The following is an 18273-nucleotide window of genomic DNA, read 5'->3' on the forward strand; positions in this document are numbered from 1 at the left end:
TGCCGGTCACTCGACGCTGACGAGCAGCGGGTAGCGCGGCTGGCCGCCCTCGTGGACCGCGACGTCGACGTGCGGGTGGCGCTCCTCGACGCGCGCGCAGACCCGCGCGGCGAGGTCGCTGCCGTCCTCCCCCGCGACGATGGTGACGAGCTCGCCACCGCCGGCGAGCAGGCGCTCGAGGACCTCGTGGGCGACAGCCTCGAGGTCGGCGCCGACGACCGCGAAGTCGCCCGCGATGACACCGAGGGCGTCACCCGGCTCGCACGGCCCGGCCATGGTGATCGCCTGCCGGGCGGCGACCGTGACGGCGCCGTGGCGGGCGTGGCGGGCGGTTGCGGTCATCTCCCGGACGTCGGCGTCGAACGTGCGGCCCGGCTCGTGCACCGAGATCGCCGCGAGGCCCTGCACCTGGGCCTGGGTGGGGATCACCTCGACCGACACGTCGTGCTCCGCCTCGGCGGTGCGGGCCGCGATCTCGGCGGCGCGGACGGTGTCGCCGTCGTTGGGCAGCACGACCACCTCGGAGGCGCCGCACCCGGTGATGGCCTCGAGCAGCTGGCCGGTCGAGGGACGACGGCCGGGACCGCCGGGGACGACGAGGGCACCGGCGGACTCGAAGAGCTCCGCCAGCCCGGGTCCGGCCGCCACCGCGACGACCCTGCGGCCGGTGCGGGCGGTGCGGCCCGAGGCCCGGTGCCGGGCCTCGGCCGCCTGGTCCGCGAAGTGGGTGACCCGGATCCGGTGCGGCCGGCCGGCGACCACGCCCGCCTCGATCGCCGCACCGACGTCGTCGACGTGGACGTGGACGTTCCACAGGCCGTCGCCGCCGACGACCACGAGGCTGTCCCCCAGCGCCCCCAGCGCCTCGCGGAGCGCGGGGATCGCCTCCTCCTCGGCGTCGCGCGCGGTCTCGAGGAGGTAGATCACCTCGTAGCCCGGGCCGTCATCCGCCGGGTCACCGCCCGACGAGCCGTCGGGGAGGGTGACCGGGATGTGGTGCGTCCCGATGGGCGCGGCGAGCTGCATGGGGCGCCGGCCGGTCGCGGTGGTCTCGACGGCGTCGAGCACCACGGTGAGGCCGCGACCCCCCGCGTCGACGACACCGGCACGGGCCAGCACGGGGAGCTGCTCCGGCGTACGGGCGAGCGCGGCGCGCGCCGCGGCGGCCGCGGCGGTGAAGACGTCACGGGCGCGGGCGCCCGGCCGGTGCGCGGCCACGCGGGCGGCGTCGGAGGCGGCGCGCGCCACCGTGAGGATGGTGCCCTCGACGGGGGTGCCGACCGCGGCGTAGCTGGCGTCGGTCGCCGCCTGCATGGCAGCCGCGATCGTGTGCGCGCGCCGGTCCTCGAGGCCCGCGCCGGCCAGGTGGGTGACGTAGGCGCGCAGCATCTGGCTCAGGATCACCCCGGAGTTGCCGCGGGCACCCATCAGCGCGGCACGCGCCAGCAGCGCCAGCCCCTCCTCGATGCCCAGGCCGGGGTCGGCGGCGCGGGCGGCGCGCAGCTCGTCACGGGCGGCCGAGACGGTGAGGAACATGTTGGTGCCGGTGTCGCCGTCGGGGACGGGGTAGACGTTGAGCGCGTCGATCTCCTCGCGGGCCGCGGAGAGTGCGTCGGTGGCGATGTCGACGAACCGGGCAACCGCGTCGAGGTCGATGCCGTGGGTGACTGGCTCCATCGAGTCGGTGTGCTCCCGGGTGTGCGTGGACGGGTCGAACGGGGCGGTCGGTCTGGTGGGATGATCGGCGGGTTGTGGTGCGCGCCACAGGGTAGTGCCCGCCTCCGACCGTGCTGCGATTTCATCTCGTCGCCGGTCCTCGGCTACTCTTTCCCGGTTGCCCGCTGCCGCCCTCGGTGGCTCGGGCCCTTCAGAACATCACCCTCGAACGGATCGGAGTGCACGGTGGCTGCCGTCTGCGACATCTGCGCCAAGAAGCCGGGCTTCGGAAACAACCGTCCCTGGTCGCGCAAGATCACGAAGCGTCGCTTCAACCCCAACATCCAGCGCGTCCGGGCGACCGTCAACGGCACGCCCAAGCGCCTGAACGTCTGCACCGGCTGCCTCAAGGCCGGCAAGGTCACCCGCTGACCTGAGTCCCAGACCTCGTACGAGCCCCCGTCGCACTGCGGCGGGGGCTTCGTCGTCGGTGGGGGTGGCTTGCTCGTGGTTTCCCCGCATATGCGGGGAAACCCGAACTTCTGGGGGTGTACACACCTCGAGAAGTTGGAGACTCGCCCAAGAAGTCGGTCGTGAGTCTCTGGGCGACTCACGCGCGAGGGCGGCTCAGAAGTGCGTCCAGCCGGTTGGCCCGTCGTACGCCGCGTCGTCGACCGTCACACCCTCCCCCTCGAGCACCTCGCCGACCACCTGCCAGCCGGCGGGCACGGACGCGGTGTCGGGGAAGGTCGCGAGCAGGGAGTGGTCGTCTCCCCCGGTCAGGATGAACTGCATCGGGTCCGCGCCGAGGGCGGCGCCGACCGCCTGGAGCGGCTCGGGGATGTCGAAGGAGCCGCGGCGCACGTCGACGGCGACCCCGCTCGCCTCGGCGATGTGGCCGGCCTCGGACAGCAGACCGTCGGAGACGTCGATGAGGGAGGTGGCGCCGGCCTCGGCGGCCTCGCGGCCGGCGGCGTACGGCGGCTCCGGACGGCGGTAGGCCTCGACGAGGACCCGCGGCGAGCGGAAGCCCCGGCCCAGGACGGCCAGTCCCCCGGCCGCCCAGCCCTGCCGGCCGGTCAGCGCGAGCACGTCGCCCGGCCGGGCGCCGGAGCGCAGCACCGGCGCCTGCGTGCACTGCCCGATCACCGTCACGGCGATGACGAGCTCGTCGGCGCGCGTGACGTCGCCCCCGACGACCGTGGCACCGACGATCGCGCACTCCTCGGCGAAGCCACGTGCGAAGTCGAGGGCCCACGCCACCGGGAGGTCGGCCGGGGCGGCGAGGCCGATGGTGAGGTGGCGACCGGTGCCGCCCATCGCGTTGATGTCGGACAGGTTCTGGGCGGCGGCCCGGTGGCCGACGTCGGCGGCGTCCGCCCAGTCGCGGCGGAAGTGGCGGCCCTCGACCATGAGGTCGGTGGAGACGACCACGTGGCCGTGCTTGATGCGCAGGACGGCGGCGTCGTCGCCCGGTCCGACGAGCACGTGCTCGTCGCCCTCGAAGATGTCCACGAGCTGGGAGATGAGGCCGAACTCGCCGGTCTCGCCGAGGGTTGCGTCCGATGCGGGAGCCATGACCTCATCCCACCAGACCGGAGCCGTGACCACAGTCACCCATCCCCTGTCGGGTGGCCAGCGCCGCGCGGTAGGTTGTGCCGGTCACACCCGATGAACGAGACCGAGGAGTCCACGATGGTCGTCCAGGCCTACATCCTGATCCAGACCGACGTCGGCAAGGCAGCCGAGGTTGCCCGCGAGATCGCCCAGATCAACGGCGTCACCCTCGCGGAGGACGTCACCGGTCCCTACGACGTGATCGTCCGCGCCGAGGCCAAGAACGTCGACGAGCTGGGCAAGCTCGTCGTCTCGAAGGTGCAGAACCTCGACGGCATCACCCGCACGCTCACCTGCCCGGTCGTCCACATCTGATCCGCTGACCAGCACCCGACGACGCGTGCAGCCACGACGACGCCTCGGCCCCGCGGGCCGGGGCGTCGCCGTGTCCGCGGCCGCCTGCGTCCTCCTCGCCGCCTGCAGCGGGGGCACGCCGGAGATCGAGGAGCGCGACCTCGACGACGCCGACCGCGCCGCCTGCGAGGCCCTCGTGGCGGACCTGCCCGACACCCTGGCGGGCCAGGAGCGCCGCGACGTCGAGCCGGACGGCGCGCTCGGAGCCGCCTGGGGCGACCCGGCGTACGTCCTCACCTGCGGCGTCCCGGAGCCGGAGGACTACGAGCCCACCGCGACGTGCAGCGTCATCGAGGGCGTCGGCTGGTACGTCACCGACGACCAGCTCAGCGACCTGCAGGAGGACGCGACGCCGATCGCGCTGACCCGCACGCCCTACGTTGAGCTGCGGGTGCCCACCGACTACCGCACCGAGGGCATCGACCGCGCCCTCGCCGACCTCGCCCCGGCGCTGGAGGAGCACCTGCGCGAGGGGCTCCCCTGCCTGTAGCCCCAGAGGACTCGTACAGGCTCGAGCAGGCTCAGCGCAGGCCGGTGTCGCGGCGCAGCGCGAGCTGGATCAGCCGGTCGACCAGCTCGGGATAGCCGAGCCCGGACGCGGCCCACATCTGCGGGTACATCGAGGTGGGCGTGAAGCCCGGCATCGTGTTGAGCTCGTTGATCACGAGCGAGCCGTCGGGCATGACGAAGAAGTCGACCCGCGCCAGGCCCTCGCACGACAGCGCCTCGAAGGCACGCACCGCCATCGCGCGCAGCGCCTGCTCGGTCTCGGCCGGCAGGTCGGCGGGGATGTCGATCTCGGTGTGCTGGTCGGCGAGGTACTTGGCCTCGAAGTCGTAGAACTCGTGGTCGCCGCCGGTGCGCACCTCGCCCGGACGGGACGTCTCGGGCGGCCCCTCGACGGTGCCGAGCACGCCGCACTCGACCTCGCGCGCGCCCTCCATCGACTGCTCGACGAGGACCTTGGGGTCGTGGCGGAACGCCTCCTCGAGCGCGTCCTCGATCTCCGCGGCGTCGTGCACCTTGCTGATGCCCATGCTGGACCCCGCCCGGGCCGGCTTGGCGAAGGACGGGAAGCCGAGGTCCTCGACCCGGGCGCGGCAGCCGAGCGGGTCCTGCTGCCACTCCGAGCGGGTGACGACGATGCCCGGCGTGACCGGGAGGCCGGCCGCCTGCAGCACGACCTTCATGTAGGCCTTGTCCATCCCGACCGCCGAGGCGAGCACGCCCGAGCCGACATAGCGCACGCCCGCCATCTCGAGCATCCCCTGCAGGGTGCCGTCCTCGCCCCATGGGCCGTGGAGCAGCGGGAAGACCACGTCGACCTCGCCGATCACCGACGGCACGCTCGACGGCTCGGTCACCACGAGGTCGGTGCCGCTCGTCGCGCCCATCAGCGCGACGGGCGAGCGGTCGGCGTCCACAGACGGCAGGTCGTTGCCGCGGATGGCGAGCCGGGAGGGCTCGTCGGCCTCGAGGACCCACCGGCCGTCGGTGGCGATGCCGACCGGCACGACGTCGTACGCGTCGCGGTCGATCGCCGCCAGCACGCTGCCCGCCGTCACGCACGAGATGCCGTGCTCGGAGGAGCGCCCGCCGAAGACGACGGCGACGCGGGGCTTGCGTGCGGTCTTGTCCTGCGAGGTGTCGTTCATCGGCTCGACCCTATCCACCTACGCTGGCGCGCATGGCAGCAGACACGACCCCCGACCCGGCCGGCCCGTCCCTCAGGCCCGGCACGATCGCCGTCACCGCCGGACGTCCCGAGCGGACGCCGGACGCCCCGCTCAACACGCCGATCACCATGGCGGCGACGTACGTCGCCGGCGGCGAGGTGGAGTACGGCCGCTACGGCAACCCGACCTGGACCGCCCTCGAGGACGCCCTCGGGGCGCTGGAGGGTGGGCGCTGCCTGACGTTCGCCTCCGGGCTGGCGGCGGTGGCGACGGTGCTCGACCTGGTCGGCGCCGACGGCACGGTGGTCGTGCCCCGGCACGCCTACACCGGCACGATGATGCAGCTCGCCGACCTCGAGTCACGCGGCCGGCTCAAGGCCGAGCTGGTCGACATCACCGACACCGAGGCCGTCGTCGCGGCGTGCGCCGACGCCGCGCTCGCGTGGCTCGAGTCGCCGACCAACCCGGCGCTGGAGGTCGCGGACATCGCGACGATCACGGCCGCCGCCCACGAGGCGGGGGCGTACGTCGTCGTCGACAACACCTTCGCCACTCCCCTGCTGCAGCGTCCGCTGGAGGACGGCGTCGACCTCGTCGTGCACTCCGCCACGAAGTACCTCGCCGGGCACTCCGACGTGCAGATGGGCGCGATCGTCACCCGCGACGACGAGCTGCACGGCGTGATCAAGGGCCGCCGCGACCTGGTCGGCGCGATCCCCGGCCCGTTCGAGGCGTGGCTGACGCTGCGCGGGCTGCGCACCCTGCACCTGCGCGTCGAGCGGGCACAGGCCAACGCCCAGGAGCTCGTACGCCGCCTCGGCGAGCACCCCGCGCTGTCGGAGGTCCGCTACCCGGGGTTCGGCGGCATCGTGAGCATCGTGCTCGCCCAGGGCGAGATGGCGGCCGACCTGCTCAGCCGCAAGACGCGCCTGTGGGTCCACGCCACCTCGCTCGGCGGCGTCGAGTCGACCCTCGAGCGCCGTCGGCGTTGGAAGGCCGAGGCGGCGACCATCCCCGAGGGGCTCGTCCGCCTCTCCGTCGGCGTGGAGGACGTCGAGGACCTCTGGGAGGACCTGCGCGACGCGCTGGACGGGTGCGTGGGCTGAATCCCTACCCCATCTCCGCCTTGGTGTCCCGGGCGATGAACGAGTTCATCATGTCGAGCGCCGTCATCTTGCCGTCGACCACCGCGTCGACGGCCTCGGCGATGGGCGCGTCGACGCCGGTCTGGCGGGCCAGGGCGAGCAGCGACTTGCAGGACTTCGCGCCCTCGGCGACCTGGCGGGTGGAGGCGTAGATCTCCTCGGTCGTCATCCCCTGGCCGAGGCGCTCACCGAAGGTGCGGTTGCGCGACAGCGGGGAGGAGCAGGTGGCGACCAGGTCGCCCAGCCCGGCCAGACCCATGAGGGTCAGCGGGTTGGCGCCCTGCGCGGTGGCGAGCCGCGCGGTCTCGGCGAGGCCGCGGGTGATCACCGAGGCGGTGGTGTTGTCGCCGAAGCCGAGGCCCACGGCCATGCCGACGGCGAGGCCGACGACGTTCTTGTAGGCGCCGCCGATCTCGCAGCCCAGCACGTCGACGGACGTGTAGGGCCGCCACGACGGACCGTGGGTGATGGCCTGGATCTGCTTGGCGCGCTCCTCTTCGAGGCACGCCACGACGGAGGCGGCGGGCTCGCGGCGCGCGATCTCGCGGGCCAGGTTGGGCCCGCTGACGACGGCGATCCGGTCGGCGGGTGCGTCGGTGACCTCCTGGATCACCTCGCTCATCCGCAGGAGGGAGCCGAGCTCGACGCCCTTCATCAACGACACGAGGGTCGCCTTCTCGGGCAGGACCGGCGCCCAGTCGGTGAGGTTCTCGCGCAGGGTCTGCGAGGGGACGGTGAGCACGACCAGGTCGGCGTCGGCGGCGACCTCCTCGGCGTCGGTCGACGCGCTGATGGACGGCGGCAGCTCGATCCCCGGCAGGTAGTCGGTGTTCTCGCGGCGGTCGTTGATCGCCTCGACGACCTCCTCGCGCCGGCCCCACAGCGACACGTCGTTGCCGGCGTCGGCCAGGACCAGCGAGAAGGCCGTGCCCCACGATCCGGCGCTGAACACTGCGATCTTCGTCATCGGCTGTGCTTCCTCCTCGTGCGGGGACTGGCCCGGCGGGCGTCGTCGTGGGGGTTGCCGGTCTCGCGTACGCCGCTGAGGCGCGGGTCGAAGCGCTCGCTCGGCGCCACCTCGCCGCGCAGGTCGGCGACGATCCCGGTGATGGCGGACATGATCCGGTCGGTGGCCTCCGCCGTCGTCTCCGGGGTGGTGCGCGCCGCGACCAGGTCGTCCAGCGGCACCGGGTCACCGGCCTTCATCACGATGTTCTTGCGCGGCACCAGGTGCGGCGTCTTGGTGTAGGGCGGCAGCACCTCCTGGGCACCCCACTGCCCCACCGGGATCACCGGGCACCCCGTGGCGAGCGCGATCCGCGCGGCGCCGGTCTTGCCCTTCATCGGCCACAGGTCGGGGTCGCGGGTGAGCGTCCCCTCCGGGTAGATGATGAGGCACTCGCCGTTGCCGATGGCCTCGACCGCCGCGTCGTACGCCCCGACCGCGTTGCGGCTCAGCCGCTCGACGGGGATCTGGCCTAGGGCGGTCAGGAAGCCGCCGAGGTGCTTGTTGCGGAACAGCCCGGACTTCGCGAGGTAGCGCGGCAGCCGGCCGTGGTCGTAGACGAAGTGCGCCGACAGCAGGGGGTCGACGTGGGAGATGTGGTTGAGGGCGACGATGCAGCCGCCCGTGGCGGGGATCTTCTCGCCGTCGATCCAGGTGCGCGAGGTCGCGGTGAGCAGCGTCGGCTTGAGGATGCTCGCTGCCACCGTCATGGCCCAGCCGCGATCCTGCTCCAGCTTCCTGACCCGCACGCGTCCCCCTCCTCGTCGCTCTCCCGGGGCGCTCGTGCTCGGTCCCGCCCTGACGCTCCCTCGTCGCGAGCAGGCTACTCGGTCGCCAGGCCCCGGGCGCCCCACCGCCGCGCTGTCCCGGGTGGCAGGATCCGGGTGATGTCCAACCACCCGCCGACCCCTCCGACGCCCGCGCGGTGCGTGGTCGTCGTACCCGTCAAGCCGCCGGCGTTCGGCAAGTCCCGCCTCGGCGGCGACGCCCAGCACGGGCTGCCGGACCCGCAGCGGCGTGAGCTCGCCGAGGCCTTCGCGCTCGACACCGTCCGGGCGGCCGCCGCCACGCCGGGCGTCGAGGCCGTGCTCGTCGTCACCGACGACTTCCGCCTGGCCGCGGCGATGCGCGACCTCGGCGCCGAGGTGATGCCCGACGGCGCCAGCGAGGACCTCAACGCCACCCTCGTCCAGGGAGCCGCCGAGGTGGCGCGGCGGTGGCCGCACTCCGTGCCCGTGTCCCTCGTGGCCGACCTGCCGGGCCTGCTCCCCGAGGAGCTCGCCGCCGTCCTCGACGAGGTCGTGGAGCACGTCGACGCCGGCCGCGCGGTGTTCGTGCGCGACCGCGCCGGGGTCGGTACGACGCTCTACGCCGCGCCCCCGGCCCGCTTCGAGCCCGGCTTCGGGCTCGGCTCGGCGGCGCGCCACGCGGGGTCCGGAGCGGTCGAGGTGGGGTCCGCGGCGACCAGCGTCCGCGCCGACGTCGACGACGTGGCCGACCTCGGCGCCGCTCTCGTCGCCGGCGTGGGCCCGCACACGTCCCGGGCAAGCGGAAGGCGGGCCACCCACGAGGGGTGACCCGCCTGCACTGGCGGCGCAGCGGTGCTGCGGCGTCAGGACTTCTTCGCGGTCTTCTTGGCCGGCGCCTTCTTGGCCGCCGTCGTCTTGCTGGCCGTCGACTTGCTCGCGGACGTCTTGCTCGCGGACGTCTTGCTCGCCGAGGTCTTGGCGGCCGACGTCTTGGCCGGCGCCTTCTTCGCGGCGGTCTTCGACGTCGTCGAGGCCTTCTTGGCCGGCGCCTTCTTCGCGGCGGTCTTCGACGTCGTCGAGGCCTTCTTGGCGGTGGTCTTCTTGGCCGGTGCCGACTTCTTCGCGGCCGTCGTCGACGTCGTGCTCGTGGACGCGGTCGACTTCGCCGGGGCCTTGGTCGCCGCGGCCTTCTTGCCCGTCACGGACGACACGGCGGCGGCCGCGTAGCGCACACCCGGCGGCTTCGGCATGGTGGCGGCAGTCAGCCGGGGCAGCTTCTTCGCACCCGAGATGACGTCCTTGAGCTCCTTGCCGGCGGAGAACTTCGGCACGGCCTTCTTCTTCGACTTCATCCGCTCGCCGGTCTGCGGGTTGCGCACCCAGCGCGCGTTGCGCACCGCCTTCTCGAAGGAGCCGAAGCCCGTGATGGCGACCTTCTCGCCCTTCGCGACCTCACGGGTGATGGTGTCGAGGACCGACTCGAGGGCGTGTGCCGCCTGCTTGCGGTTTCCCTCGTAACGCGCGGCGAGCGCGTCGATGAGCTCTGTCTTGTTCACTAGCTTCCCTTCCAATGAACCACGGGATGCCGAGCTCGTGCCCGGCCCTCTGCGAGGCACGCTAAGCACATGGAAGGGTGAGGACAATCACCGAAGCCCTTATTTGCAGGGCTTTTTCAGAGGGTGGCGGGCTTCCAGCTCGGACGCTCACCCTCAAAGGCGGCGATCACGTCGTCGTGGCCCAGGGTGATGCCGATGTCGTCGAGGCCCTCGAGCAGGCGCCACCGGGTGTAGTCGTCGATGTCGAAGGAGTCCTCGACGGCGTCCTCGCCGACGCCGGCGCGCACCGTGCGGCTCTCGAGGTCGACGGTGATCTCGCCGCCAGGGTTGTCCTCGAGCCAGTCCCACAGGCGCTGCACGACCTTCTCGTCCACCTGCGCGGCGAGCAGCCCCGCCTTGCCGGAGTTGCCGCGGAAGATGTCGGCGAACCGTGAGGAGATGACGACCCGGAAGCCGTAGTTCTGCAGCGCCCACACCGCGTGCTCGCGCGAGCTGCCGGTGCCGAAGTCCGGACCCGCGACGAGCACCGAGCCGGCGGCGTACGTCGGGTCGTTGAGCACGAAGTCGGGATCGTTGCGCCAGGCCGCGAAGAGCCCGTCCTCGAAGCCGGTGCGCGTCACCCGCTTGAGGTAGACCGCCGGGATGATCTGGTCGGTGTCGACGTTGCTGCGCTTGAGCGGAACGCCGACGCCGGTGTGGGTGGTGAACCTGTCCATGGGTCAGACCTCCTGCAGGTCGGCGGGGCTGGAGAGCGTGCCGCGCACGGCCGTGGCCGCGGCGACGGGCACCGAGACCAGGTGCGTACGCCCGCCCTTGCCCTGGCGGCCCTCGAAGTTGCGGTTGGACGTGGACGCGCTGCGCTCGCCCGGGGCCAGCTGGTCGGGGTTCATGCCCAGGCACATCGAGCAGCCGGCACCGCGCCACTCCGCACCCGCGGCGACGAAGACCTTGTCGAGGCCCTCGGCCTCGGCCTGCAGGCGTACGCGCACGGAGCCGGGCACGACGAGCAGGCGGGTGTCGGCGGCGACCGTGCGGCCGTCGAGGATCGACGCCGCGAGGCGCAGGTCCTCGATGCGGCCGTTGGTGCACGAGCCGACGAAGACGGTGTCGACCTTGACCTCGCGCAGCGGCGTACCGGCCTCGAGACCCATGTACTGCAGAGCCTTCTCGGTCGCGACCTTGTCGCTCGGCTCGTCGAAGTCGTCCGGGCCGGGCACGGTCGCGCCGAGCGGCGCGCCCTGCCCGGGGTTGGTGCCCCACGTGACGAACGGCGTCATGGTCGACGCGTCGAGCTCGATCACCTTGTCGAAGACGGCGTCGTCGTCGGTGCGCAGCGTCCTCCAGTGCGCGACGGCGGCGTCCCAGTCGGCGCCCGTCGGCGCCTCCGGCTTGCCCTCGATGTAGTCGAACGTCGTCTGGTCGGGGGCGATCAGCCCGGCCTTCGCGCCCCACTCGATCGACATGTTGCACACGGTCATCCGGCCCTCCATGGAGAGCTCCTCGATCGCCTGTCCGCGGTACTCCACGATGTAGCCCTGGCCACCACCGGTGCCGGTGTGCGTGATGAGGGTGAGCACGAGGTCCTTGGCGGTGACACCCTCGGGCAGGCTGCCGTTGACGGTGACGGCCATCGTCCTCGGCTTGGCCTGCATGAGCGTCTGGGTGGCGAGGACGTGCTCGACCTCGGAGGTGCCGATGCCGAACGCGATCGCGCCGAACGCGCCGTGCGTCGAGGTGTGCGAGTCGCCGCACACGATGGTCATGCCGGGCTGGGTCAGGCCGAGCTGGGGGCCGACCACGTGCACGATCCCCTGCTCGACGTCGCCGAGGGGGTGCAGGCGCACGCCGAAGTCGGCGGCGTTCTTGCGCAGGGTCTCGACCTGGGTGCGGCTCACCGGGTCGGCGATCGGCTTGTCCCAGTCGAGCGTGGGGACGTTGTGGTCCTCGGTCGCCAGCGTCAGGTCGGGCCGGCGGACCGTACGGTTGGCGAGCCGGAGGCCGTCGAAGGCCTGCGGCGAGGTGACCTCGTGCAGCAGGTGGAGGTCGATGTAGAGCAGGTCGGGCTCTCCGGGGGCACTGCGGACGACGTGCTCGTCCCACACTTTCTCGGACAGGGTCTTGCCCACGACGTGTTCTCCTTCGGGTCAGGCGATGCACCGACCATACGGCTTGCATCCCACTGGTTGAGATGAGAATATCGGAATATGGACAACGGATCTGGCGTCGGAGTGCTCGACAAGGCCGCTCTCGTGCTCGCCGCCCTCGAGGCCGGACCGGCCACCCTGGCCGGGCTCGTGGCCGGCACCGGACTGGCTCGACCCACCGCGCACCGCCTCGCCGTCGCCCTCGAGCACCACCGCCTGGTCGCCCGCGACATGCAGGGCCGCTTCGTGCTCGGACCCCGCCTGGCCGAGCTGTCCGCCGCCGCCGGCGAGGACCGGCTCCTCGCCGCCGCGGGCCCCGTGCTGGCCCGGCTCCGCGACATCACCGGCGAGTCCGCCCAGCTGTGGCGCCGGCAGGGCGAGCACCGCGTGTGCGTCGCGGCAGCCGAGCGCCCCTCCGGCCTGCGCGACACGATCCCCGTCGGCTCGCAGCTGACGATGAACGCCGGCTCCGCCGCGCAGATCCTGCTCGCGTGGGAGGACCCGGAGCGGATGCACCGCGGCCTGCAGAACGCCGCCTTCTCCGCCACCGCCCTGTCCGGCATCCGCCGCCGCGGCTGGTCGCAGTCCGTCGGCGAGCGCGAGCAGGGCGTGGCCTCGGTCTCCGCCCCTGTCCGCTCCCCCGGCGGCAAGGTCATCGCCGCCGTGTCGGTCTCCGGCCCCCTCGAGCGCCTCTCCCGCCAGCCCGGGCGGATGCACGCGCCCGCGGTGCTCGCTGCCGCCGACCGGCTCTCGGAGTCGCTGCGCCGCGCTGCCTCCGAGTAGCCGAGCGGGCACGTCGTGCCCGTCCTGACCCCCCACCGGGCACTTCGTGCCCGTCCCGGCCGGCTGACCGGCACGAAGTGCCCGCTCGCCGTGCCGGACGGGCACGAAGTGCCCGCTCACGTGTAGGTAGATCCGTGGCAGGGTGGGCGCCATGGCAGACCTCGTGGACCTCGTGGACCTCGGGCCCGCCGGCGAGCGCCTGCTCGCCGTCGCCGCCAACGTCACCGACGACCAGCTCGGCGCACCGACGCCGTGCGAGGGCCGGAGCGTCGGCCAGCTCGTGCAGCACCTCGTCGGGCTGACCGGCGCCTTCCGCGCCGCTGCCGACAAGGACTTCGGCCCCTGGACCGACACCGACCCCGACGATGCCGACTGGCCCGACCCGGAGCCGGGGTGGCGCGAGTCGCTGGGCCGGCACGTGCCGGCGCTCGTCGCGTCTTGGCGCGACCCGCAGGCCTGGGAGGGGATGACCCGAGCCGGTGGCGTCGACCTGCCGGGCCAGGTGGCCGGACTGGTGGCGCTCGACGAGGTGGTGCTGCACGGGTGGGACCTCGCCCGCGCCACCGGACAGACCTACGACTGCGACGACGCCACCGCAGAGGCGTGCATGGCCTTCGTCGGCGGGTTCGACGAGGGCGGGACGCCCGGCCTGTTCGGTCCGTCGGTGCCCGCCGCGCCCGGTGCGTCCGCCTTCGAGCAGGTCCTGGCCCGCTCCGGCCGCGACCCCCAGTGGTCCGCGACCTGAGCCCGCGGGCGGGTGCGGGTGCCGAGCGGCCGCAGGAGCGTGGCGGCATGAGCCACGTCGTCGCCGTCCTCGTCCGCCTCGCCGTCCTCGCGATCGGCCTGACCCTCTACACCGTCCTCGTGGTGCCGGCCATGTCCGAGTCCGGTGACGCCGACATCGGCGCCGGCCTGATCGCCTTCGGGGCGCTCGTGCTGGTCGGGTTCGCCGGCGGGCTGGTCGACGCCCGGCGTCGCGGGGCGCTCGTCGCCGTCGCGTGGTGGCTCGCCGTCGCGGCGGGCCTCGCCCTGGGCTGGTGGCTGGTGCCGCCGCTGCTGGACCGGAGCGGCGACGCGTCCTACGGCGAGCTGCTCGCCATGGACGCCGGGATCGTCACCTTCTTGTTCGGCCTCGTCGCCGTGCCCGCAGTGATCGGGGCAGTGATCGGCGCGGTGATCGGTCGCTCGCTCGGGACGGCCGGGCGCCGCGCGTGATGCGACCCGGGCTCAGAACAACGCGTCCTGCTCCAGCTCGAGCAGCTGCTGCTTGCGCTCCAGCCCGCCGGCGTAGCCGGTGAGCGTGCCGTTGGCGCCGATGACGCGGTGGCACGGCACGACGATCGGGATGGGGTTGCGGCCGTTGGCCAGGCCGACCGCGCGGGAGGCGGCGTTGGTCATCCCGAGCAGGCCGGCGACCTCGCCGTAGGACGCGGTCCGGCCGTAGCCGATCTTCTCCAGCTGGGTCCACACCCGCCGTTGGAACTCGGTGCCGACCGGCGCGAGCGGCAGGTCGAAGTCGGTGAGGGTGCGGTCGAAGTACGCCGTCAGCTGGCGCACCGTCTCCACGAGCACCGGCTCGTCGTCGGCGCGCGGGCCGAGCGGGCGGCCGTCGGCGGGCTGCCGGAACGGGGAGAACTCGATCGCGACGATCGCTCCGTCCCGCTCCACGATGCGCAGGTCGCCGATGGGCGAGGGCATCACGGTCCACATGTCAGTTCTCCTTCGGAGCGGGGGTGTCGGGCATCAGGGTGTTCCAGAGGTGCATCAGGGCGTACGAGCGCCACGGCCGCCACCGCTCCGGGTCGGCCGAGCCGCCCAGGTCGGCGAGCAGCCTGCGCACGGCGAGGTCGGTGGGCAGGAAGACGTCGGGGTGCCCCAGCGCGCGCATGGCGACGTAGTCGGCGGTCCAGGGTCCGATGCCGGGCAGGGCGACCAGCGCCCGGCGTACGTCGTCGCGGTCGGGGCTGCGGTCGAGCGCGACCGTGCCGTCGGCGAGCGCCGTCGCCAGGCCGACGAGGGCGCGACCACGCGCGCGCGGCATCGGCAGGGTCTCGGGGTCGACCGCCGCCAGCGTGGCGGCGTCCGGGAAGAGGTGGGTGAGGCCGGGCACGTGCGCCTCCACCGGCCGGCCGTGCGCGGCGACCAGGCGGCCGGCGACGGTGCGGGCACCGGTGACGCTGACCTGCTGGCCGATGACGGTGCGCACCGCGGTCTCGTCGCCGTCGACCTGGCCGGGCACCCGCAGCCCGGGCGTCGCCCGGACGAGGTCGCCCAGCGCAGGGTCGGCGCCGAGGTGCTCGTCGACCGCGCGCGGGTCGCAGTCGGCGTCGAGGAGCCGGCGTACGCGCTCGCTGGCGGCGGCGGTGTCGCGCAGGTCCTCCAGCCGGAAGTCGGCGACGACGTGCCCGGTGCGACCGTCGGCGGGGAGGTCGGCGAGCTCGAGGCGGACCGTCCCGGGACCGTGCGGCAGGTCGAGCGTGCGGGCGTACCAGCCGGGACCGGCGGTCTCGACGCCCGGCACCAGGTGGTAAGCGAGGAAGTCGAGCAGCCGCCGACCGGCGAACGGCGTACGGACCGCGAGGCGCATGGTGACGGTGCCGTGGCCGGCCGCCGCGCCGCGCCGGCCGCGCAGCTCGGTCGGCGACGCGGCGTAGATCTCGCGGAGCGTCTCGTTGAACTGGCGCACGCTGGCGAAGCCAGCCGCGAAGGCCACGTCGGTGAGCGGCAGGTCGGTCGTCTCGATGAGCACCCGTGCGCTCTGCGCACGGCGGGCCCGCGCGAGCGACAGCGCCGACGCGCCGAGCTGCTGGGTGAGCAGCCGGCCGAGGTGGCGCGGGGTGTAGCCGACGCGGCGGGCCAGGCCGTCCACGCCCTCGCGGTCCACGAGCCCGTCGGCGATCAGCCGCATCGCCCGGCCCGCGACGTCCGCGGCGACGTCCCACTCGGGGCTGCCGGGCGTCGCGTCGGGCAGGCAGCGCTTGCAGGCGCGGTAGCCCGCGGCGTGGGCGCTGGCGGATGTGGGGTGGAAGGTGACGTTGCCGGCGGCCGGGGTCCGTGCCGGGCACGAGGGCCGGCAGTAGATGCCGGTGGTGCGCACGGCGGTGTAGAAGACGCCGTCGAAGCGACGGTCACGGCTCTGCACCGCGCGGTAGCAGGCCTCGGTGTCGAGGTGTCCGGTCGGCGTCATGGCACCAGTCTGGACCGTGACCGGTGGACCGGACCAGCGGAAATCGGACACGGCCGTCCGCCGGACCGACGGGCGTCAGCCGCCGCTCCGGTAGCGGCGCTCCGGCCGGCCGGCGCCGCCGTACTGCAGCCGCACGGACACCTGGCCGCGCGCGACGAAGTGCTCGAGGTAGCGCCGCGCGGAGACCCGCGAGATCCCGACGACATCGGCGCACTCGGCGGCGGACAGCTCGCCGGCCTGGCGCAGCGCGGCGAGCACGGCGTCGGCGGTCTCGGGACTGAGGCCCTTGGGGAGGCTGACGGCGGCGGGCGGGACGGTGGCGGCGCCGAACACGGCGTCGATGTCCTGCTGGCCCGGTGCGCCCGACCCCGAGAGCGCCAGGTGCGCGGACCTGAAGGACTCGAGCCGGACCCGCAGGTCCTCGTAGTCGAAGGGCTTGACGAGGTAGTGCACCGCTCCCCCGGACGCCGCGGCGCGCACGGTGTCGGCCTCGCGGGCGGCGGTGACCACCAGCACGCCGACGTCGTCGCCTCCGGCCCGCAGCCGGCGGAGCACGTCGATGCCGGTCATGTCCGGCAGGTGCACGTCGAGCAGCACGAGGTCCGGGCGCAGCCGCGCGACGTCGTCGAGGGCCGCCTGGCCGCTGCTGGCGACGCCGACGACCCGGAAGCCGTCGGTGCGCTCGACGAACTGCGTGTGGATGCGGGCCACCATGAAGTCGTCGTCCACCACGAGGACCGTCACCTCGCCCGGCTCGCCGCTCATCCGACCTCCGCTCCCGGGAGTCGCGCCTCGAAGACGGCGCCCGTGCCGTCCGGGCGCGGACGGACGGTGACCGCGCCACCCCGACGCTCGCAGACGACCTGCACCAGCGCCAGTCCGACGCCCCGTCCCTCGTCGGTGGCCGCCTTGGTGCTCCAGCCGCGGCGGAAGATCTCGCCCACCCGGTCGGGCGGCACCCCGGGCCCGGTGTCGGAGACGGCCAGGCACACCGTGCCGGCGTCGAGGTGCAGCTCGACCTCGACGCTCGTGCCCCCGACCGAGACCGACGCGTCGACCGCGTTGTCGACCAGGTTGCCCAGCACCGTGCCGACGTCGGTCGACGTCTCGGGGTCGAGGCGGGGCAGCTCGCTGCCGCCGGTCACCTCGAGGTCGACCCGGCGCTCGGCGGCGAGGCTGGTCTTGGCGATGAGCAGCGCCGCCACGGCCGGGTCCTCGACGCGGGACGTGACGGCGTCGGAGATCTCGGCGCGGCGGCGGCTCAGCGTGCCGACCAGCCGGGACACCTCGTCGTACTCCCCGAGCTGCACCAGGCCGGAGATCGTGTGCAGCTGGTTGTGGAACTCGTGGGTCTGCGCGCGCAGCGTGTTGGTGATCGACTCGCGGGCGCTGAGCTCGCTCTGCAGCGCCAGGAGCTCGGTGCGGTCGCGCAGGGTGGTGACCGACGCGACCCGCCGCCCGCGCTCGACGACGGGGTTCCGATTGACGACCAGCACCCGCTCCCCCAGCACGACGACGTGGTCGCGGATCGCGGTGTCGTCGGCGAGCAGGTCGCGCACGGCCGGGTCGAGGTCGAGGTCGTCGACGCGGCGCGACTCGACGTCGCCGTCGAGACCGATCAGCTCGCGGGCGCTGTCGCTCATCACCGTGACCGTGCCGTCGTCCGCCACGGCGAAGACACCCTCGCGGATCGAGTGCAGCAGGGCCTCGCGCTGGTCGGCCAGCGCGGCGATCGCGGCCGGCTCGAGACCCCGCGTACGCCGCCGGATCAGCCGCGAGAGCAGCAGCGAGCCCGCCACCCCGAGCCCGAGCCCGAGGCCGGCGAAGGTGATGAGGTCGGGCAGGACGCCGCGGGCGCGCTCGGCCCACGACGGGTAGGTCTGGGCGACCATCGAGATGCCGACGAGCTCGCCGTCGTCGTCGATGATCGGCACCTGCGCGGCGATCGCGCGGTCGCCGAAGTCGTCGACGTCACCGGTCCAGGCCCGCAGCCGCTGGACCGTGCTCCCGTCGAGGTCGATCTTCTCGCCCCGCCCCGCGATGTCGCTGCTGACGAGGACCACGCCGTCGGCGTCCGCGAGGTAGACCCCACCGGCCTGGTAGTTGCCGCGGGTCCGCTGGGTGTAGGACGTCAGCGTCCCGCGGTTGCTCTCGATCCGGTCCTCGACGAACGCGTCGCGGATCGCTGCGGTGTTGGCCAGCGACTCGGCGGCGTCGCGCAGGAGCGCGCCCCGGGTGTCACGGAAGTCCGCGTCGCTCTGCTGCACCGAGACCACGCTGGCGACCGCGACCACGGCCAGCAGCACGGTCAGCTGGAGCACCAGGAACTGGCCGGCCAGGGTCGCCGGCCACCAGCGCGAGCGTGACCACAAGTTCCACAACCTCCATTGCTTACCCAAG

The 18273-nt window shown here is 73.5% G+C and carries 20 protein-coding genes; 8 read left to right on the forward strand and 12 right to left on the reverse strand.

Going from position 1 to position 18273, the window contains the following annotated elements; translation table 11 throughout:
- Window positions 1–6 precede the first annotated feature (6 nt).
- The gene (locus SHK17_RS14120) at window positions 7–1677 is read right to left on the reverse strand and encodes a DAK2 domain-containing protein (RefSeq protein WP_322919636.1); all 1671 of its coding nucleotides are present in this window, start codon (window positions 1675–1677) and stop codon (window positions 7–9) included.
- A 225-nt stretch (window positions 1678–1902) separates the two neighbouring features.
- Between SHK17_RS14120 and rpmB the strand changes: the two genes are divergently transcribed.
- A complete protein-coding gene (gene rpmB, locus SHK17_RS14125; RefSeq protein ID WP_129473193.1) occupies window positions 1903–2088 on the forward strand; it encodes a 50S ribosomal protein L28 in 186 nt (61 codons plus the stop codon).
- A 195-nt stretch (window positions 2089–2283) separates the two neighbouring features.
- Here the strand turns inward: rpmB and SHK17_RS14130 are convergent, their stop codons facing one another.
- Window positions 2284–3234, reverse strand: a complete 951-nt coding sequence (locus tag SHK17_RS14130) for a thiamine-phosphate kinase (protein WP_322919638.1) — start codon at window positions 3232–3234, stop codon at window positions 2284–2286.
- A 117-nt stretch (window positions 3235–3351) separates the two neighbouring features.
- On the opposite strand from SHK17_RS14130, the gene SHK17_RS14135 reads away from it, so the two are divergent.
- Complete coding sequence (locus SHK17_RS14135; RefSeq protein ID WP_172265396.1) at window positions 3352–3588, forward strand: Lrp/AsnC family transcriptional regulator; 237 nt, start codon at window positions 3352–3354, stop codon at window positions 3586–3588.
- Window positions 3589–3613: 25 nt separating this feature from the next.
- The gene (locus tag SHK17_RS14140) at window positions 3614–4117 is read left to right on the forward strand and encodes a DUF3515 domain-containing protein (RefSeq protein ID WP_322919639.1); all 504 of its coding nucleotides are present in this window, start codon (window positions 3614–3616) and stop codon (window positions 4115–4117) included.
- Between the two features lie 31 nt (window positions 4118–4148).
- Here SHK17_RS14140 and SHK17_RS14145 read toward each other — a convergent pair whose 3' ends face one another.
- Window positions 4149–5282, reverse strand: coding sequence for a D-alanine--D-alanine ligase family protein (locus SHK17_RS14145; RefSeq protein ID WP_322919640.1), 1134 nt, complete (start codon window positions 5280–5282; stop codon window positions 4149–4151).
- A gap of 32 nt (window positions 5283–5314) precedes the next feature.
- Here SHK17_RS14145 and SHK17_RS14150 point away from each other — a divergent pair, with 32 nt between their 5' ends.
- Complete coding sequence (locus SHK17_RS14150; protein ID WP_322919641.1) at window positions 5315–6409, forward strand: trans-sulfuration enzyme family protein; 1095 nt, start codon at window positions 5315–5317, stop codon at window positions 6407–6409.
- Between the two features lie 4 nt (window positions 6410–6413).
- On the opposite strand, the gene SHK17_RS14155 is transcribed toward SHK17_RS14150, so the two are convergent.
- Both SHK17_RS14155 and SHK17_RS14160 read right to left on the reverse strand, forming a co-directional pair.
- Window positions 6414–7415: an NAD(P)H-dependent glycerol-3-phosphate dehydrogenase gene (locus SHK17_RS14155; RefSeq protein WP_322919642.1), complete on the reverse strand. Its 1002-nt coding sequence runs from the start codon at window positions 7413–7415 to the stop codon at window positions 6414–6416.
- Window positions 7412–8203: a lysophospholipid acyltransferase family protein gene (locus tag SHK17_RS14160; protein ID WP_322919643.1), complete on the reverse strand. Its 792-nt coding sequence runs from the start codon at window positions 8201–8203 to the stop codon at window positions 7412–7414. Before SHK17_RS14160 ends, SHK17_RS14155 begins: the two co-directional genes overlap by 4 nt.
- Window positions 8204–8341: 138 nt before the next feature.
- Here SHK17_RS14160 and cofC point away from each other — a divergent pair, with 138 nt between their 5' ends.
- The gene (cofC, locus tag SHK17_RS14165) at window positions 8342–9031 is read left to right on the forward strand and encodes a 2-phospho-L-lactate guanylyltransferase (RefSeq protein WP_322919644.1); all 690 of its coding nucleotides are present in this window, start codon (window positions 8342–8344) and stop codon (window positions 9029–9031) included.
- A gap of 35 nt (window positions 9032–9066) precedes the next feature.
- Here cofC and SHK17_RS14170 read toward each other — a convergent pair whose 3' ends face one another.
- The 3 genes from SHK17_RS14170 to leuC form a co-directional block, all read right to left on the reverse strand.
- Window positions 9067–9759 (reverse strand): HU family DNA-binding protein, encoded by a 693-nt coding sequence (locus SHK17_RS14170; protein ID WP_322919645.1) that lies wholly within the window; start codon window positions 9757–9759, stop codon window positions 9067–9069.
- A 116-nt stretch (window positions 9760–9875) separates the two neighbouring features.
- The gene (leuD, locus tag SHK17_RS14175; protein WP_322425587.1) at window positions 9876–10475 is read right to left on the reverse strand and encodes a 3-isopropylmalate dehydratase small subunit; all 600 of its coding nucleotides are present in this window, start codon (window positions 10473–10475) and stop codon (window positions 9876–9878) included.
- A gap of 3 nt (window positions 10476–10478) precedes the next feature.
- The gene (gene leuC / locus SHK17_RS14180) at window positions 10479–11885 is read right to left on the reverse strand and encodes a 3-isopropylmalate dehydratase large subunit (RefSeq protein WP_322919647.1); all 1407 of its coding nucleotides are present in this window, start codon (window positions 11883–11885) and stop codon (window positions 10479–10481) included.
- 78 nt (window positions 11886–11963) lie between these two features.
- On the opposite strand from leuC, the gene SHK17_RS14185 reads away from it, so the two are divergent.
- The 3 genes from SHK17_RS14185 (at window position 11964) to SHK17_RS14195 (ending at window position 13901) form a co-directional block, all read left to right on the forward strand.
- Window positions 11964–12686 carry an IclR family transcriptional regulator gene (locus SHK17_RS14185; RefSeq protein WP_090972091.1) on the forward strand — a complete coding sequence of 241 codons (723 nt, stop codon included), beginning with the start codon at window positions 11964–11966 and terminating at the stop codon, window positions 12684–12686.
- A 151-nt stretch (window positions 12687–12837) separates the two neighbouring features.
- Window positions 12838–13431, forward strand: coding sequence for a TIGR03086 family metal-binding protein (locus SHK17_RS14190; protein WP_322919648.1), 594 nt, complete (start codon window positions 12838–12840; stop codon window positions 13429–13431).
- A gap of 47 nt (window positions 13432–13478) precedes the next feature.
- A complete protein-coding gene (locus tag SHK17_RS14195; RefSeq protein ID WP_322919650.1) occupies window positions 13479–13901 on the forward strand; it encodes a hypothetical protein in 423 nt (140 codons plus the stop codon).
- 12 nt (window positions 13902–13913) lie between these two features.
- Here the strand turns inward: SHK17_RS14195 and SHK17_RS14200 are convergent, their stop codons facing one another.
- From SHK17_RS14200 to SHK17_RS14215, 4 genes are all read right to left on the reverse strand, one after another.
- Window positions 13914–14396 (reverse strand): methylated-DNA--[protein]-cysteine S-methyltransferase, encoded by a 483-nt coding sequence (locus tag SHK17_RS14200; protein ID WP_322919651.1) that lies wholly within the window; start codon window positions 14394–14396, stop codon window positions 13914–13916.
- Window position 14397: 1 nt separating this feature from the next.
- Entirely contained in the window at window positions 14398–15873 is a 1476-nt protein-coding gene (locus tag SHK17_RS14205; RefSeq protein ID WP_322919652.1) for an AlkA N-terminal domain-containing protein, read from the reverse strand.
- 75 nt (window positions 15874–15948) lie between these two features.
- On the reverse strand, window positions 15949–16638 hold the full coding sequence (locus SHK17_RS14210) for a response regulator (RefSeq protein WP_172264781.1): 690 nt from the start codon (window positions 16636–16638) through the stop codon (window positions 15949–15951).
- Entirely contained in the window at window positions 16635–18245 is a 1611-nt protein-coding gene (locus tag SHK17_RS14215) for a sensor histidine kinase (RefSeq protein ID WP_322919654.1), read from the reverse strand. Before SHK17_RS14215 ends, SHK17_RS14210 begins: the two co-directional genes overlap by 4 nt.
- Window positions 18246–18273 lie beyond the last annotated feature (28 nt).

Source organism: Nocardioides renjunii (assembly GCF_034661175.1).
Classification (GTDB): Bacteria; Actinomycetota; Actinomycetes; order Propionibacteriales; family Nocardioidaceae; genus Nocardioides; species Nocardioides renjunii.